Here is a 16,235-nt window from a genome sequence, read left to right as displayed (position 1 = left end):
ATCACGGGCTGGTCACGGCAGAGGAAGGTTCACGACGATGCCTCGCCCGGCCGCCCTGGCCGCCGCCGCACTGCCTCCGTTGCTGCTCGCGGCGGTCGGACTGACCCATCCGCTGGTGCTCACGCCGGAGTCGGCGCCCTGGTGGCGTGACCTGCACGTGATCGGCCTGGTGGCCTTCCCGCTGCTCGCGCTGGGCCCGTGGGTGATCGTGCGGGGACGCGGCCTGCTGCTCGAGGGCGTCGTGATCGTGCTCGGCCTGGTCTACGCGTGCTTCTACACGGCGCTCGACGTGCTCGCCGGGATCGGCGGCGGCCACCAGACGATGGTGCTCGGGCCGGGCCCCTGGGTCGCCTCCCTGTTCGGGATCGCCGACGAGCTCGTCGTCCCCGGCGTGTACGCCTACCTGGCCACCGCGGTCATCGGCGGCGTCACGGCGATCCTGGTGACGCCGGGCATCGGTCGGGTCGTCGCGGTCGTCGGGACCGTCCTGGTCGTCGGCGGCGCGTACTCGTTCCTGACGAGCCACATCTACTACCCCGTCGGGGTCCTGACGATGGTGGTGCTCGCGGTGGGCTGGACCGCGATGGCGGCCGTGGTGCCGCGCCCGGTCAGGTCGTCGCCGCGGCAGCGGCAGCCTGTTCCCACATGAGCAGCACGACGGCGAGGGTGAAGACGGCGAGCGGGGTCGGCATGCCCGGGAGGTCGGCCTCGGCGTCGCCCCGCCAGGTGCCGGTCCGGCGGATGCGGCCCTTCGGCTCCTCCGACTCGGGGTCGGCCACCCACTCCTGGTCGGCCTTCCAGATCGACCGCCGCCGGAAGTGGAACGTGTCCTCCGGCGTCACGATCGTCCAGCGCTTGCGCCCGATCCGCTCGGCCCGCGCGAGCTCGTCGCAGTCGCGGGTCAGCGTGTACTGGGTGCCGGTCCAGGTGGACTGGACCTCGTACCCGGTCCCGTCGAGGGTGTAGCGGACCGCCGAGCGCCAGCCCTTCGCCTCCAGGACGAGCAGGGGCGCGTCGTCCTCGCGGACCTCCCAACGGGACCGCAGCGACGACACCCGGTGGGCCTCCAACATGGGCGGAATCAGACCAGTCGATGGTGTCCGCTTCAAGCCGACGGTCGGGGACGCCGTCGGCGGGCGGTCGAGGAAACCGTCCGGACCCGGCGCGGCTGCTGACTCGGCGCAGCCGACGGGCCGGTCGACGTGCGCGGCCTCGACGGAGGACCGTCGTCACGTTTCCATGAATGCGTGGCCCCTCTGCACCGACGCCTCCGTCACGCCGTCCGGGTTCGCCTGATCGAGGCCGTGGCCGAAGCCGTCGCCCTCGAGGTCTCGGAGGTCCGCCGGGAGCAGAACCGGCGGTTCGAGGAGCTGTCCGCCCAGATCCAGGACCTTCGGGAGGCGCTGCACGCCCGGGAGGTCCGGGACCGCCGCGACATGCTGGCCGCCGGCGAGCGCGAGGCCGTCGAGTCGAGCGCGCGGTTCGTCCGCGACACCATGACCGGGGCCCGCACCTTCCCCACGCCGAAGGACACGCTCGCGCACGCGCTCTCCCTCGCCCCGAGCGGCGGGATGGCGCTCGAGTTCGGCGTCTACAGCGGGACGACGTTGCGTCAGATCGTCGCCGCCCGCGACGACGACGAGGTCTACGGCTTCGACTCCTTCGAGGGCCTGCCCGAGGACTGGCGCGCGGGGTTCCGCGCCGGCACGTTCGCGGTCGACGCAATCCCCGAGGTCGAGGGCGCCGAGCTCGTCGTCGGGTGGTTCTCCGACACGCTGCCGGGCTTCCTCGACGCCCACCCCGGGCCGGTCGACCTGCTGCACCTCGACGCCGATCTCTACTCCTCGACGGCGACCGTCCTCGACCTGGTGGGCCCCCGCCTGCACCCCGGATCGGTCGTCGTGTTCGACGAGTACCTCAACCACCCGGGCTGGCAGGACGGCGAGCACCGCGCGTGGCGCGAGTTCGTCGCCGCCCACGACGTCGAGTTCGTCTACGAGGCGTTCACCCACGACAACGAGCAGGTCGTCGTCGTGATCACCGGGATCCGGAGCAACGTGGACACCCCCTCCGCACGTCAGGCGTCCGGCTCGAACTGAGGCACCGGACGGCACCGGGCAAGTCACGACACGCCGAGCCCGAGAATCGCCAATTTGTCACTGTTGGTGCACTCTTCGCTACCACGCGTAGCCGATCGAGCACGGAGCATCGGTGCGCCGCCGGGGCGCGAGGGGGCTACGGGGCATGCCGGTGCGCGAACAGTCCGTCGTCGTGGCCCGGCCGAGCCGGAGTCCGGACCAGCGTCGAGCGAGCTCGGGCCGTGACCACGGACGTCGGCCCCCGACCGGCCGACCGACGTCCCACCCGACCGGCAAGCACCCGGCGCAACCCGCTCGCGGGCCAGCCCGGGCGCACCGCGCCGCGTACGTCAGCCACCGGGATCCGTCCCGCTTCCGGCCCGAGCTCCAGGGTCTCCGGGGTGTCGCCTGCGGACTGGTGCTCGTCTACCACCTCTGGTCGGACCGGGTCTCCGGCGGTGTCGACGCCTTCTTCGTCATCACCGGGTTCCTGCTCGTGGCGCAGTTCGTGCGCGCCGCGGAGCGTGGTCCGCTCGACGTCGTGACGTCCTGGCGGCGCAGCCTGCGCCGGCTGGTACCGCCCACCGCCGTCGTCCTGCTCGCCAGCGTCGTCGCCGGCACGGTCCTGCTGCCCGAGAGCAGGTGGGCGCAGACCGCCCGCGAGGTCGGCGCGTCGGCGCTCCTGCTCCAGAACTGGCGCCTGGCCGCCGATGCCGCGGACTACTACGCCGCACGGAACGCCGCGAGCGTGGTCCAGCACCTGTGGTCCCTGTCCATCCAGGCGCAGGTGGCACTCGTCCTCCCCGCGCTCATCGCCGGCCTCGCGATCGCGGCCCGCGGCCTGCGGGTGGACGTGCGCAGCACGGCAATCGTGAGCCTGTCCCTGATCGCCCTGCTCTCCTTCGTCTACTCGGTCCGACTCACTGCGGAGGATCAACGTCTCGCGTACTTCCACACCGCGACCCGGCTGTGGGAGTTCGCGGCCGGTGGTCTGCTCGGCCTGCTCATCGTGCGGATCCGGCTGCCCGAGCGAACGCGGCTGATCATGGGGTGGACCGGACTCGTCGCGCTGCTGAGCTGTGGGCTGCTGCTGGACGTCTCGGGCGGCTTCCCGGGATGGCTGGCCCTCTGGCCGGTCCTCGCCGTCTGTCTGGTCCTCGCCGCGGAGCGGACCGGGCACCGTCGGGGCGTCGACCGATGGTTGGTCTGCCCTGCGCTGCAGCACCTCGGACAGATCAGCTTCCCGCTCTACCTCTGGCACTGGCCGGTCCTGTTGTTCGTCCTCCTCGCGACCGGGCGAGAGCAGGCGGGCCTCCTCGGCGGTCTGTTCGTCATCGCCGTCTCGGGGGTCCTCGCGGTCCTCACGGACCTGGTGCTCGACCGCAGGCTCGCGGCGGTCAGGGCCGGACCGTGGGCCGGGAGCCGTCCCGTGATGGTCGCCGTGGCGACGGTGCTGGCGCTGTCCGTGAGCTGGCTGGGCGTGGCCTGGCTGAAGGCCGCTCCGGCCGGCGACATCGGGGGAGCGGACCGGCCGGGCGCACTGGCGCTGAGCTCCGGGTACGTCGACCGCAGTGACCCCGGCACGGCAGCCGTCCCGGCCGCCGCCTCGTCCTATGACGACTGGGTGGACTACGACGACCAGTGCCACCGGCCGCGGCCGGACTCCGAGCTGACACGCTGCCGCTGGATCGCGCCGGACGATGCGGGCGCACCCGTCGTCGTCGTCATCGGCGACTCCCACATGCAGCAGTTCCTCCCGACGCTGGAGCCGGTCGCCCGGGCGCACGGGTGGGCGGTCGACACCCTGATCCGGGGAGCGTGTCCTTTCTCCACCGGGTCGGAGGTCATCCCGGGCTCGCCGGGCTGCACCGACTGGAACCGGGCGGCGATCGAGGAGGTCGCGGCGTCGCGTCCCGCCGCGGTGGTCGCCGGGGCGAGTCGCGACGTCCGGGCGGGACTCATGGAGCAGACTCCCCCGGGTTTCGTGGAGGCCTGGCGGGCTCTCGACGCCGTCGGCGTGCCCGTCCTCGCCGTGCGCGACAACCCGAGGTTCGACCACTCGCCGTCGGCCTGCGTGGAGGCCCGCGGGCGACACACGACCTTCTGCGAGACGAACCGGGCGACCTTCTACGCCGCGGACCCGCCGATCACTCACGCGGCCCTGCCGGACAACGTGCGCTACCTCGACACCGCCGACCTGATCTGCGGCGCCCGGTCCTGCTCACCCGAGGTCGGCAACGTGACCGTGTACCTCGACGACAACCATCTGACGGCGTCCTATGCGGCTTCCATGGCGCCGATGGTCGGACCGCATCTCGAAGCGCTCGTCGCACGCTGATGCGGTCGACGCGGCAATGCGCCCCGGGACGGGGAACGGCGGTCTCCTACCCTGGCGGGGTCGCACTGTCGGCGAGAGAGGTGGGCTTGTGACGGACCTGCGGACCGAGACGACGCAGACCGCGCGCGCGGCCGCTCCGGCCGACCGGATGGTCGTGCAGCGGGGCCTGTTCAGCGGACCCAGTGCGGACGTCCCGGACGAGATGTACGTCGAGGTGCTCGCCGGGCACGCGGAGCGCCACCGCCGGAGCGTCCGGGTCGGGGCGTACGGCCGGGTGTCGACCAACACCTACTTCGGGCGCTTCCCCGCCGCCTACTGGCAGCGCTGGACCACGGCGACGACGGTCCGGTTCGACGGCCGCGTCCGGGGGGCCGGCCGCGTGATGCTGCGGGCCTCCGACACCAACGGCGTGCCCCGCACGATCGCGGTGCACGACGCCCGGACCGAGGACGTCCGGCTCGAGGCCCGGCTCGACCGGTTCCTCGACGGAGGCGGACTCTGGGTCGAGATCGTCACCGACGACGCCGACCTCGTGCTCGACGACGTCCGGTGGACCGTCGCGAGCCCGGCCGTCCGTCGACACACCAGCATCGTGATCTGCACCCACAACCGGGCGGACGACTGCGCGGCCACGCTCACGGCCCTCGCCGACGACCCCGAGGCGAGCGGGCTCGTCGACGAGATCATCGTCGTCGACCAGGGCACCGACTCGGTCGAGTCCCGCCCGGCCTTCACCGAGGTCCGTGAGGTCCTCGGCGACCAGCTCCGGTACATCAGGCAGCCGAACCTCGGCGGGTCGGGCGGGTTCACCCGCGGCCTGCACGAGGTCGTCACCGCGGCGGGCGACGTGCCCACCGACGCCCTCTTCATGGACGACGACGTCCGGTGCGAGCCCGAGGTCGTCGTCCGGATGTCGACCTTCGCGCAGTACACGAGCCACCCCACGATCGTGGGCGCGCAGATGCTCAACCTGCTCCACCCGACGCAGGTGCTCGCCGGCGCCGAGTACGCGGTGCTCGAGGACCTGACCAACGGCCACGTCGCCGACGGCGCCGTCGGCGAGTCGGACGTGACCGCGTACTTCCCCGACGGCACCAAGAACGTGCAGGACCGGCGGGTCGACGCGGGATACACCGGCTGGTGGTCGTGCCTGATCCCGGTCGAGGTCACGCGCGCCATGGGCTATCCCCTGCCGCTGTTCTTCCAGTGGGACGACGTCGAGTACAGCTACCGCGGACGCGCCTTCGGCTTCCCGACGGTGACCCTGCCCGGCGCGGGCCTGTGGCACGCCGACTTCCCGTGGAAGGACTGGGACGACTGGCACCGGTACTTCAACCTGCGCAACGCCATGATCACCTCGGCGCTGCACAGCGGCTTCCCGGTCCGGCACGTGGCCGCCACCCTCGGCGAGCTGCTGGGGCGGTACCTGCTATCGATGAACTACGGGCTCGCCGCGACCCTCATCCGGGCCGTCGAGGACTTCCTCGCCGGCCCCGGCGTCCTGGAGGACGGCGGGGTCAGCGCGACCGCGCGCATCCGGGCCGAGCGGTCGGCCTACCCCGAGACCGTCATGCACCCGGTATCCGCCGCACCCGAGTTCGGGGCCGCCCAGATGCCGGTGGTCCGCGCGGGCGGGAAGCCGACCCGGATCAAGGCGGTGTGGGCGAAGCGCATCGTGCAGCAGGTGACCGGCCGGGTCCCGTTCCACGAGGGCCTCGTGGGTGCCGGTGAGGCGCACTGGTGGCACGTCGCCCTCTTCGACCGGGTCGCCGTCACCGACGCCGGCCAGGCCGGCGTCCGCGTGCGGCAGCGCGACCCGGAGCACCTCAGGCGCCTCGGACGCGAGGGCGCGAAGGTGCTCTGGCGCCTGGTCCGCGAGGGCGACGAGGTGGCGGCACGGTGGCGTGCGGCGACGCCGCGCCTGACCGGCGCCGACAACTGGCGTCGCCTCTTCGGCACCGACTAGCTCCGCCGATCGGGGCCATGGAGCCCCATCTCGGCCGGTCCCCGGCGCGTCGCCGTCCCGTTCGGTGCGGACGGGGCCAGTGTGACTCGTGTGACGAGTGTGACTCCGCGGCCGGCCGGGACGCTGGTCGTTCCCGCCCCACGTCGGGCATCGGACCTCGAGCAGGTCCCCGGTCCGCCGCGCCGGTCGTCCTGGTGGGCGTCGCCGGGTGGGTCCGCGGTCCTCGGCCTCCTGGCCGCCACCGCTCTCACCGCGGTGGCTGTGCGGGGCCTCGGTGACGACTCCTACATCTCGCTCGACTACGCCCGGACCCTCGTGGAGCACCGGCAGTGGGGCCTCGTCCCCGGTCGGGGCGCGAACACGGCGACGAGTCCGCTCAACGTGTGGCTGCTCGCCCTGGGTCTCGGGGTCACCGGCACGGTGACCGGCGCGGTGTGGGGCGTCCTCGCCGCGGCCTTCGCGGTCGTCGGCGCCGGGATGAGCCGGATCGGGCGGGCGATCGGGGCCTCGCCGCTGCTGCCGGCCGTCAGCCTCGCCCTGCTGGCCACATCACCGCTGCTGGCCTCCGCCGTGGGCCTGGAGACCTACCTGGGCGTCGCGGTGGTCGTGGCCGTCGCCGTGGCCGCCCTCGAGGACCGTCCCGTGCTCGTCGGGGTCGGGTGCGGGCTCGCGGTCCTGGTCCGACCCGACTACGTCGTGCCGGTGGCGGTCGTCGTCCTGCTGCTCCTGCGGGCGCGGAGTCCGCTCGCCTGGCTGCGTCGGACCGCGACCGTCGCGATCGTCGCCGGGACCGTGGCCCTGCCGTGGCACCTGTGGGCGTGGTTCGAGCTCGGCGGCTTCGTCCCCGACACGTTCTCCTTCAAGACGAACCCGGCGGCCGGCCACGTGCCGTCGCTCATCGCGATGTTCGACAGCCTGTACTGGTCGCGCACCCCGGTAGCCGTCGTGGTGGTCGGCGTGCTGGTGCTCGCCGGGTGGACGGTGGCCCTCGGGGCGGTCGCGATCGGCCTCCGGCGTGCACCCCGCGCCGCGCTCGGTGCACCCTCGTCCCCCGCCGCGGTGATCGTGGCGTTCGCGGCGTCGGGCACCGCACACATCGTCGCCCTCATGGTGATCAACGCCTATCCGCAGGCCTGGTACTACGGCCCCCTGGTCGCGGGCTGCACGCTCGCGACGGCGGTCGTGCTGGAGATGCGCAGCCATCGGGCCGTGCTCACGGGGGTCGCCGTCTACTGCGTCATCGCCGGACTCGTCGCGGGGCAGGGCGGGGTGCCATGGCGGGCGGCCGACATGAACTCGAACTTCACCGACGCCGCCACCTACCTCGCGATCGGCCGCGACGTCTCCGCCGTCGTGGGGTCCGCCCCGGTGGCCTCGCCCGGCGAGATCGGTGCGTTGGCCTGGGGTTGCCGCTGCGACATCGTCGACCAGTTCTCCGCCCGGGGGAACGCCCGGCCGCTGCTCGACCACCGCTACGACCTCGGCGGGCCCCTGAGCCGCGCGGTCCTGCGCCTCAACGCCCGGCACCGGCCCGACGTCCCCGCACCCGTGCCCGCCTACAAGCTGCGCTACGTACGCGGTGACGATCCCATGCCCTCCGAGGTGGTGCGGACCTGGTGGGCGATCAGCCCGCAGACCGGGCTGCCGTTCCGCATCGTGCTCGTCGCGGCGAGCTGACCGGCGGCAGACGCTCCAGCCTGGCTCAGGCCTTCGCCCGCCCGGCGCCGGCACTCACCGGCGGACGGCCACGAGGTACGGCCCGACCTCGCGGACCACGAAGGCCGGCGAGGCGAAGAGGCGCGGCGGGAAGGTGACCGACTCGAAGACGACGTTCGGCGTCGCCGGGAACGCGTCCTCCACGAGCCTCGTCGTGCCCGACCCGTCGGGCTGGCGGAGCAGGACGAACACCCGCGGCGCCGGCCAGGGCGAGGCATCGAGCCGCCGGACGAGGTCGGCGGCATCGGACGAGGCGGCCCAGGAACGGACGGCGTCGTTGCGCGCCTCGTACTGGGCGAGCGGGTTCGCGTAGTGCGGCGTCGACTGCTGGAAGCCATGGAAGGGCTCGGCGACGTAGAACTGTGTCGGGCCGCCGAGCGTCACCAGGTCCGCCGGGGCCGTCGGTGTGGCGTCGCGGACGGCCGCCAGGAGTTGCGGGGTCCAGGCGTCGATCCGGTCCGGACGGAACCCACCGGTCGGGGTGGTCCCGGTCGGGTACGGGTCGGCGTAGGCCTCCGTGACCACCTGCTGGTCGGGCGAGATCGCGCCCTGCGCACACGCGGCGAGGACGACGGCCCCCAGCACCGCGGCCAGCACGCGGACCCCTGGGACGCGCACGCGCAGCAGACGCACGGCCTCCACGGCCGTCAACACCCCGGCGCAGACCAGGACGAGCTCGATCACCGGCTCGAGCCGGAAGGCCAGACTCGACTGTCCGAGGAGCAGCAGCGGAACCGTGAGCGCGTACCACCCGAGGACGAGCAGGCCGAGCACCCCGAGCGGACGGGCGAGCCGGGCCGAGGAGGTCCACCCGAGAACGATGCCGATCACCCCGACCAGGCACATCGCTCCCACCGAGGACGGCTGGAGCATCGGGAAGGACCAGAACGCACCGTTCGACGGCAGGTAGCGCTGGGCATAACTGCGTGTCGGATCCCCGCCCAGCACCGCGAGCACGTACGGGGTCCAGACGACGAGCGCGAGAACGAGACCGAGGCCGATCACGAGCCCCGCACGGGCCAGCCGGGGAGCCAGGTCGCCGAGACGTCGACCGCGGGTGGGGACGAGCGCGGTGAGCACCACGAACGCTCCGAAGAACCCGGCGTGGAGCGAGTACGTCATGGCCGCGACGCCGAGGTAGAGCCCGACCGCCACGAGGGTCGGGGCGCGACGCCGCACGTCGTCGTCACGGACGGCCCGCCAGAGCAGGATCGCGACGGCCGGCATGGCCGCCACGAGGATCCACGCGTACGGCTCGGTGGACGAGACCCCGAGCCCGATGACGGTGGTCGCGGTGGCGACGAGGACCGCCCGCGCCGGGGTGACGACGAATCGCCACGCCACGAAGGCCGTCCAGGAGGCGACCGCGAGGGTGAGGATCGCCCACGGCTTGTAGAACGCCCAGGCCGCGACCCCGGCGAGGTCGGCGAGTCGTCCGCCCAGCCAGAACCAGGCGGCCGGGTAGTACGAGGGCAGGTCGAGGTAGTTCATGTCGACCAGCGCGGGTGTGGCCGCGAAGCGCGCGAGGATCTGGGTGCGGAAGCTCTGGTCGATCGAGATGCCACCGAGGAACCACCGGGTGCCCTGCAGCAGCAGGCCGAGCCAGAGGGTCGGCAGCGCGGCGAGGAGGCCCGGCACGACGAGCGCGGCCCACGTACTGCCTGCCCGTCGCTCCGAGGCCGCGATCCAGACCAGGGCCGCGACGACGAGCGCCCCGACCGTCGCGGCGATCGCCGACGCGGCATAGGTGGGGAACGGGAGCCGGAGCCTGCTGAGGACGACGAGCAGCACGAGACACGTCGCGCCCGAGACGACGAGCCCTCCGAGGAGCAGGACGGGACGCCCGAGTCGCGAGCTGATCAGTGGCTCCCCTCGTCGCGTGCGGCCCCCGGGATGAGGACTCTAGGCACCGCCGGGTGACGATCTCGCACACGGTCGGGTGACGACGGCGAGTCGCGCGGACCTCCTCCGGGAGCGGTCCGGTCGCGCTCTACGATCGCGGAACGAGGCCCTCGTGGACGAGGGCAGTCGCGACATGTGGCCAGCCCTCATATCGGCACGATCCGGTCACTGGGACGGAGGCCGGGCATGGGTGGAATAGCGACGTCCCCGGTCCCCGTCGCCCAGTCCGCCGTCGCCGCTCTGTTGTTCCTGATCCTGCTGTTCGTCCCAGGGCTCGCTGTCTCCGCCTCCGTCGGACTCCGCGGATGGGCCCGCTGGGGAGCGGCGCCGGCCGTCTCCTTCGGCCTCATCGGCGCTGTCAGTCCCTATCTCGACGGCGGCTGGCTGGCGTGGAACATCGGCACGCTGGCGCTGTCGACCGTCCTCCTGTGCGCCATCGTGCTCGCCCTCCGAATCTTCGTCGTCGGTTCGCGACCGGCCTGGAAGCCGACGAGACCGCAGATCACCTCGAGCGGAGCGCTCGTCGCCCTCGCAGTGGCGGTGTCCGCAGGGGTGGGCGCCTACGTCGTCTGGCGGGCCAGCCAACGCTTCCAGGCGTTCCCGCAGTGGTGGGACACCACGTTCCACGCCAACGCGATCAGGTTCATCGCGGACTCCGGCAACGCCGACCCGTCAGCCCTGAGGATCATCAACTTCCCGTCGCTGGAGAGCTTCTACTACCCGTCCGCCGACCACGCGCTGTCGGCGCTGGTGGTCCGGGCGACCGGGATCCCGATCGAGGCAGTCCTCAACGTCGGGGACGCCGTTTCGACCGGCGTGTTCGCGCTCGGGCTCGCCGCGCTGGTCGTCGTACTGGGTGGGGAGAAGCTGACCGCAGCCGCGGTGGCTCTGATCGCGTGCGTCCCGGCGAGCGCTCTCTACGACATCATGGTCTGGGGGCCGCTGTTCCCCTACGTCCTCGGAACCGCGGTCATCCCGAGCTTCCTGGTCGCACTCGCCAGTTGCCTCAGGACCGACGGGAGCGCCTCGCTCCGCTCGATCACGGTGGCACTCTCAGGCCTCGGACTCGTCGCACTCCATCCGGGTGCCGCCTTTGCGGCCGCCGTCCTCGGTGTCCTGCTCGTGGCGCAGCTCGTCGTGTCGAGGGAGCTTCAGGCCCGGTCGTGGGGAGCGCTCGCCGTCGCTGTCGTGGTGCTGCTCGTCGTGGGCTTCCCGCAGCTACGAGGCTTCCTGGCGGGCGCGGGGGGCGCCTCGGTCGACTGGCCCGGGACGACGCCCCCGGCAGAAGCCGTCGGCCACCTCCTGCTCCAGGACCACGTCCGCGATCATCCGCAGTGGTGGCTCCTGATCCTCGTCCTGCTCGGGCTGTGGAGCGTCCGGCGCCAGCGCGTCCTGACCTTCTACCTCGTGGGCGCCGTCGTCTTCGCGGGTCTCTACGTCGCGGCGGCCTCGTACGAAGGGCCACTCGTCGCCGAAGTGACGCGACCGTGGTGGAACGATCAGTACCGTCTGCTGGCCCTCGCCACGCACGGCCTCGTCCTCGTGGCCGGCTTCGGACTCGCGAACATCGCACGTACTGTGACGGCCGGTCTCGGCGCAGTGTTGAACTTCTTCCGGGCCGCAGCCGATGATCGGACCGGCCGACTGGTTCGCGGCCTCGGCGTCGTGGTGGCCTTCCTCGTGATGAGCGTGGCGACGCACCTGTTCTACGTCTCGGCGAACGTGGACAGGGTCCGACAGTTGTACGGGTCCGGCCCGACAGTGACCGCCGACAAGTTGGCCGCCTATCGCGAACTCGCCCGTCTCACCCCGCCCGGCAGCGTGACGATGAACGACCCCGCGGACGGTTCGCCGTGGATGTGGGCCTATGCCGGTGTGCGTCCGGTGTTCGGACACGCTCTCATGATCCCCACCGAGACCCCGTCCCTGAACGACGACCAGCGGGCTCTGCTCTACGGGTTCAACCAGATGGAGACGAACCCGGTCGTGCGCAGCGCCATCGCGCGGATGGACGTTCGTTACGTCATCGTCGCCAACGGCTTCATCTCCGACGGGCTGGAGCGGGCGCCCGGCCTCCAGGATCTCCAGGCGGTTCCCGCGCTGACCAAGGTCTTCGAGAACCGCGACGCCGTCATCTACCGAGTGCCGCAGGTGTCTCCGTGACGACCCGGAGCGTCCGAGCGCGGAGCCTCGGTGCCCAGGCGAGCGTCCCCATGGCCCTGGTCCTCGTCGCCGGCACGGGCTACCTCCTGCTCATGGCCTCCGGGCGGACGCTCGGACCGATCGACTTCGCCGCGCTGACGTCTTTTTACCTTCTGTCGAACACCGTCGGTCGCGGGACTTTCGCCGTCCTCGAGCTGGAGCTCACCCGGGCCGTTCCGCGGGCGCACTCGCGAGGTGAGAGCGCCGGGGGCGCGGTGGCGGCCGTCGCGCGTGGCGGGCTCCTCCTCGCCGTCGCCGTCGGGGTGCTCGTCCTGCTCCTCGGCGGCCTGCTCGCCCGGGTGCTCGGCGGGTGGTCCGCGGTGCTCCTGCTCCTGCTCACGGCGCTCACCCTCGCCCTGTCCTCGTTCGTCCGCGGACCACTGGCCGGCACCGGACGGTACGGCGCCTTCGCCGCCACACTCGCGGTCGAGGCGGCGTGCTACCTCCTCGGTGCGGTGATCCTGCTCGTCCTCGGGGCCACGTCCGTCCTCCTCTGGATGGGCCTGCTCGCGATCGGTCCGCTCGTCGGAGCGCTCGTCGTCGTGCCCGGTCGCCTTCGTCGGCCGACCGGATGGTCATGTCGAGCGGGGAACGGTCCGCGGGTCGGACTCACCTCCCTGCTCGTCGGTTCCTCGCTCTACCTGTTCTCGCAGGCCGTCTGGAACCTGGGCCCGGTGATCGCGAACGGCCGCACGGCGGACGCCGCTCTCGCCGCAGCATTCGCCGCGTCCGCGGTCCTCCTGCGCGCTCCCGTCATGGCTTTCCCGGCCGTCCAGGCTCTGCTCCTCCCGCGGCTCACGGCGCAGGCCGAGGTGGGCGGCACGGTCGGACGTTCCGGACGTCTGCGGCCGGGGATCGTCGGGTTGGGGCTCGCCGCCCTCGTGGTCTGGATCTTCGTGAGCATCGTCGTCGTGCCGCCGGTGGTGCGCTTGTTCTTCGCGCTCTCCGAATCGGTGAGCTGGACGGTCCTCGTGATGCTCGCGGCGTCGGTCGCGGTCGGGGTGGTCGTGCAGGGCACGCAGACCCGCCTGCTCGCCCGCGACCGCACAGCCGTCGTCGCCGTTGGTTGGGCACTCGGCACGGTGGTGCTGGTCGTGGCGGCCCTGACGGCCGGGAACGGGATCGTGGGCGCCGCCGGCGGGCAACTCGCCGCGTCGATGGTGGTGCTCACGGTGCAGACGGTCGGACTCGGACGGACGGGAGCGACGTCGTGACGATCGACGTGGGCGTGGTCGTGCTCGCCTACGGCGACGAGCCGTGGCTGACGGAGTGCGTGGAGGCCGTTCTCGACTCGAAGGACGTCGAGGTCGACCTCGTGGTCGTGGACAACGGCTGCACTCCGGAGCACCTGGCGCCCCTGCTCGGGCGCGACGACCTCAGGGTGCTGGCCCCGGGCCGGAACACCGGCTTCGCCGGCGGCTGCAACCTGGGGGTCGGTCGGACGAGCGGCGACGTCGTCGTGCTCGTCAACTCCGACTGCCTGGTCGCCCCGGACACGTTGTCCCGGATCGCCGACGAGGGGGCCCGCCCGGACGTCGGTCCGGTGATGGCGAGTGTGCGGTTCGCCGACCGTCCGGACGTCCTGAACAGCGCGGGCAATCCGGTCCACGTCCTGGGCACCTGCTGGGCCGGGGACATCGAGGAGCGCGAGTACCGGACCGAGCCGTTCGACGTGCCGAGCGCGAGCGGCGCCTGCCTCGCGATCCGGCGGTCGCTCTGGGACCGGCTCGGCGGCTTCGACGACTCGTACTTCGCCTATCTGGAGGACACCGAGCTGAGTCTGCGCTGCTGGCGGCTCGGGCTGTCCGCCCGGTGCGTGCCGACCGCCCTGGCGCTGCACCACTACGAGTTCTCGCGGAACCCGACGAAGATGTACCTGCTCGAACGGAACCGCCTGCTGCTGGTGGCGACGCTCTGGAGCGGCCGCATGCTCGCCCTGCTCGCTCCCTTCCTGCTCGGCCTGGAGGTCGCCCTCCTCCTGCTCGCGAGTGCCCAGGGTTGGGGCCGGGAGAAGGTCGCCGGTTGGCGCTGGATGGCGACCCACCTGCGGCACGTCCGTCGTCGGCGGCGTCTGCTCCAGGCCGAGCGCCGCGTCGACGACCGCACCTGGACGGCGGTTCTCACGCCCGCGCTGGCGCCGCACGTCGTCGGGTCAACGGCGGCTGCGCGCCCGGTCAACCTCGTCGTGGGCCTCTACTGGCGTCAGGTCCGACGCTTCCTCTGACAGAGGCACGGCCGCCTCCTGCCGACCACGCTGCTCGACGTCCTCCATCCGGAGCCGCAGCGCGCCGATCTCCTCGGCGAGCCGTCGCGTCTGCTCCTCCAGCACCCCCACCTCGATCGAGAGCTGGAGCGAGACGCCGAAGAGGATCAACAGCGAGACGAGGAAGAGCAGGTTGCTCGGCACGGCGATGCCGAGGAGGCCCGATGCCTGCTGGAGCACCGTCGGGAACACCGACAGCACCACCGTCAGGCCCGCGACGAGCACCCACAGGAAGGCGTACTTCTGGCGCAGGCGGCGACGCCGCAGCAGCTCGAACACCAGCACGAACGCCAGGACCGCGACGACGATCGTGACGATCGTGAGGCGTGCCATGTCAGGCTGCCGACGCCTCGGCGGTCGATCCCGGCCGCACGATCGGCGCGCGTCGCGCGACCGCGAGGACGATGGCGGTCACCACGCGGGCCAGGTAGGCCGAGGAGCGGAAGGCGTTCTGGCTCGGCGTCCCCGCCGTCCGCTCGCGCATCGCGACCGGGACCTGGGCGATCCGCAGGTGCGCCCGACTCGCCAGCACCAGCGCCTCGACCGTGTCCCCGAGGTACTCCTCCGGGAAGTCGAACGCGAACAGGGCGAGCGCGTTCGCGTTCACCATGCGGAAGCCCGAGGTGGGATCGGTGATGGGGGTGCCGACCAGTCTCGACAACGTCGACGCGAGGAGCCGCATCGCCCAGCGACGCGGACCGCGGACCGCGTAGTCGCCGACCCCTGCGAACCGCGCGCCGATCACCACGTCCGCGCCGACCAGCGCCTCCCGGAGCCGACCGATGTCCGAGGGATCGTGCTGGCCGTCCGCGTCGACCTGGACGACGCAGTCGTAGCCCTCCTCGTAGGCGAACCGGTAGGCCGCGCGCATAGCGCCGCCGACCCCCAGGTTGAACGGCAGGGACATCACACGCGCACCCGCGGCCCGCGCCACGTCGGCCGTCCGGTCGGTGGAACCGTCGTCGACCACGAGCACGTCCGCGGCCGGCTGGTGCGAGCGCACCTCCGCGATGACCGGAGCGATCGACTCCGCCTCGTTCAGCGCGGGCAGGACGACCAGGACCGGGGCCAGCCTCGGTCGCTCGGCCGTGATCGCGGGGGTGGCGACGGTCACGCGCCCTCCCAGCGGCCCACGGTGACGAACTCGTTGTAGGTGAACGCCCGACCGGCCCACCTCGGGAACGGGAACGACCGCTGTGCCTCCACCTGGGCTCCGACGGCCCGGAGGGTGGCCGCGAGGCGGGCGTCGTCGAAGAACACCGTGTGCGTCGCGTCGGACCGGAAACCTCGCTGCTGCGGGCAGATCAGCACGATGCGCGCACCGGGCTCGAGGAAGCGCGTGTAGGGCCGGAGCACCTCGGCCTCCGTCCCGGGCTCGAGGTGCTCGAGCAGGTGGGCCGCGAGCATGCCGTCGAAGGTGCCGACCGAGTCGTCGAGCTCGTCGACGGTGACCGCGCGGAGCCCGCGGCGCCGGCAGGCCTCCACCGACGTCGCGTTGTGGTCGACGCCCACACTCTCCGCCGAGAGCGAGACGAGGTTGCGCCCGATCCCGCAGCCCACGTCGAGGACCCGTCGGCCGCCGAGCAGCCCACGGAGGTTGCGCCGGTAGGGCGCCTGCACGTCGAGAACGCGCTTCCAGCGCGCTCCCTCGAGCCGCACCAGACGATCCGTGTAGGTGCGACCCTCGGTTCCCCCGGTGTCCAAGGCCACGTCGCGAGGGTAGTGACGTCGTTCCCGCCGACGAATCCGGCACCCCGGACAGGTCACCCG

The 16,235-nt window shown here is 72.4% G+C and carries 13 protein-coding genes; 8 read left to right on the top strand and 5 right to left on the bottom strand.

Features of this window, described 5'->3' with window-relative positions:
• Window positions 1-37: 37 nt before the first annotated feature.
• Window positions 38-649 carry a hypothetical protein gene (locus ACQPYX_RS00975; protein ID WP_433801049.1) on the top strand — a complete coding sequence of 204 codons (612 nt, stop codon included), beginning with the start codon at window positions 38-40 and terminating at the stop codon, window positions 647-649.
• On the opposite strand, the gene ACQPYX_RS00970 is transcribed toward ACQPYX_RS00975, so the two are convergent.
• On the bottom strand, window positions 609-1,073 hold the full coding sequence (locus tag ACQPYX_RS00970) for a hypothetical protein (protein WP_433801048.1): 465 nt from the start codon (window positions 1,071-1,073) through the stop codon (window positions 609-611). The two genes, ACQPYX_RS00975 and ACQPYX_RS00970, sit on opposite strands and share 41 nt — an antisense overlap.
• Window positions 1,074-1,304: 231 nt before the next feature.
• On the opposite strand from ACQPYX_RS00970, the gene ACQPYX_RS00965 reads away from it, so the two are divergent.
• The 4 genes from ACQPYX_RS00965 to ACQPYX_RS00950 all read left to right on the top strand — a co-directional run bounded on the left by ACQPYX_RS00965 (window position 1,305) and on the right by ACQPYX_RS00950 (window position 8,059).
• A complete protein-coding gene (locus ACQPYX_RS00965) occupies window positions 1,305-2,099 on the top strand; it encodes a class I SAM-dependent methyltransferase (protein ID WP_433801047.1) in 795 nt (264 codons plus the stop codon).
• 145 nt (window positions 2,100-2,244) lie between these two features.
• On the top strand, window positions 2,245-4,416 hold the full coding sequence (locus tag ACQPYX_RS00960) for an acyltransferase family protein (protein ID WP_433801046.1): 2,172 nt from the start codon (window positions 2,245-2,247) through the stop codon (window positions 4,414-4,416).
• An 88-nt stretch (window positions 4,417-4,504) separates the two neighbouring features.
• The gene (locus tag ACQPYX_RS00955) at window positions 4,505-6,382 is read left to right on the top strand and encodes a glycosyltransferase (protein WP_433801045.1); all 1,878 of its coding nucleotides are present in this window, start codon (window positions 4,505-4,507) and stop codon (window positions 6,380-6,382) included.
• A gap of 90 nt (window positions 6,383-6,472) precedes the next feature.
• A complete protein-coding gene (locus ACQPYX_RS00950) occupies window positions 6,473-8,059 on the top strand; it encodes a hypothetical protein (RefSeq protein ID WP_433801044.1) in 1,587 nt (528 codons plus the stop codon).
• A gap of 54 nt (window positions 8,060-8,113) precedes the next feature.
• Here the strand turns inward: ACQPYX_RS00950 and ACQPYX_RS00945 are convergent, their stop codons facing one another.
• Entirely contained in the window at window positions 8,114-9,931 is a 1,818-nt protein-coding gene (locus ACQPYX_RS00945) for an arabinofuranosyltransferase (RefSeq protein WP_433803649.1), read from the bottom strand.
• A gap of 312 nt (window positions 9,932-10,243) precedes the next feature.
• Here ACQPYX_RS00945 and ACQPYX_RS00940 point away from each other — a divergent pair, with 312 nt between their 5' ends.
• From ACQPYX_RS00940 to ACQPYX_RS00930, 3 genes are read left to right on the top strand one after another with little or no spacing between them, the layout of a single operon-like run.
• Window positions 10,244-12,163 (top strand): DUF6541 family protein, encoded by a 1,920-nt coding sequence (locus tag ACQPYX_RS00940; RefSeq protein WP_433801043.1) that lies wholly within the window; start codon window positions 10,244-10,246, stop codon window positions 12,161-12,163.
• Window positions 12,160-13,416: a hypothetical protein gene (locus tag ACQPYX_RS00935; protein WP_230753982.1), complete on the top strand. Its 1,257-nt coding sequence runs from the start codon at window positions 12,160-12,162 to the stop codon at window positions 13,414-13,416. The genes ACQPYX_RS00940 and ACQPYX_RS00935 overlap by 4 nt, the downstream gene beginning before the upstream one ends.
• A complete protein-coding gene (locus tag ACQPYX_RS00930; RefSeq protein WP_433801042.1) occupies window positions 13,413-14,426 on the top strand; it encodes a glycosyltransferase family 2 protein in 1,014 nt (337 codons plus the stop codon). The genes ACQPYX_RS00935 and ACQPYX_RS00930 overlap by 4 nt, the downstream gene beginning before the upstream one ends.
• Here ACQPYX_RS00930 and ACQPYX_RS00925 read toward each other — a convergent pair.
• From ACQPYX_RS00925 to ACQPYX_RS00915, 3 genes are read right to left on the bottom strand one after another with little or no spacing between them, the layout of a single operon-like run.
• Window positions 14,355-14,798, bottom strand: a complete 444-nt coding sequence (locus ACQPYX_RS00925; protein WP_433801041.1) for a DUF2304 domain-containing protein — start codon at window positions 14,796-14,798, stop codon at window positions 14,355-14,357. The genes ACQPYX_RS00930 and ACQPYX_RS00925 overlap by 72 nt on opposite strands.
• Before the next feature lies 1 nt (window position 14,799).
• Window positions 14,800-15,579 carry a glycosyltransferase family 2 protein gene (locus tag ACQPYX_RS00920; RefSeq protein ID WP_433801040.1) on the bottom strand — a complete coding sequence of 260 codons (780 nt, stop codon included), beginning with the start codon at window positions 15,577-15,579 and terminating at the stop codon, window positions 14,800-14,802.
• Complete coding sequence (locus ACQPYX_RS00915; RefSeq protein ID WP_433801039.1) at window positions 15,576-16,175, bottom strand: class I SAM-dependent methyltransferase; 600 nt, start codon at window positions 16,173-16,175, stop codon at window positions 15,576-15,578. Before ACQPYX_RS00915 ends, ACQPYX_RS00920 begins: the two co-directional genes overlap by 4 nt.
• Window positions 16,176-16,235: the final 60 nt, after the last annotated feature.

The organism is Actinomycetospora sp. CA-084318 (genome assembly GCF_050955885.1).
Taxonomy (GTDB): domain Bacteria; phylum Actinomycetota; class Actinomycetes; order Mycobacteriales; family Pseudonocardiaceae; genus Actinomycetospora.
The sequence above is the reverse complement of the archived record's forward strand: the minus strand, read 5'-3'. Positions and strand labels throughout refer to the sequence as shown.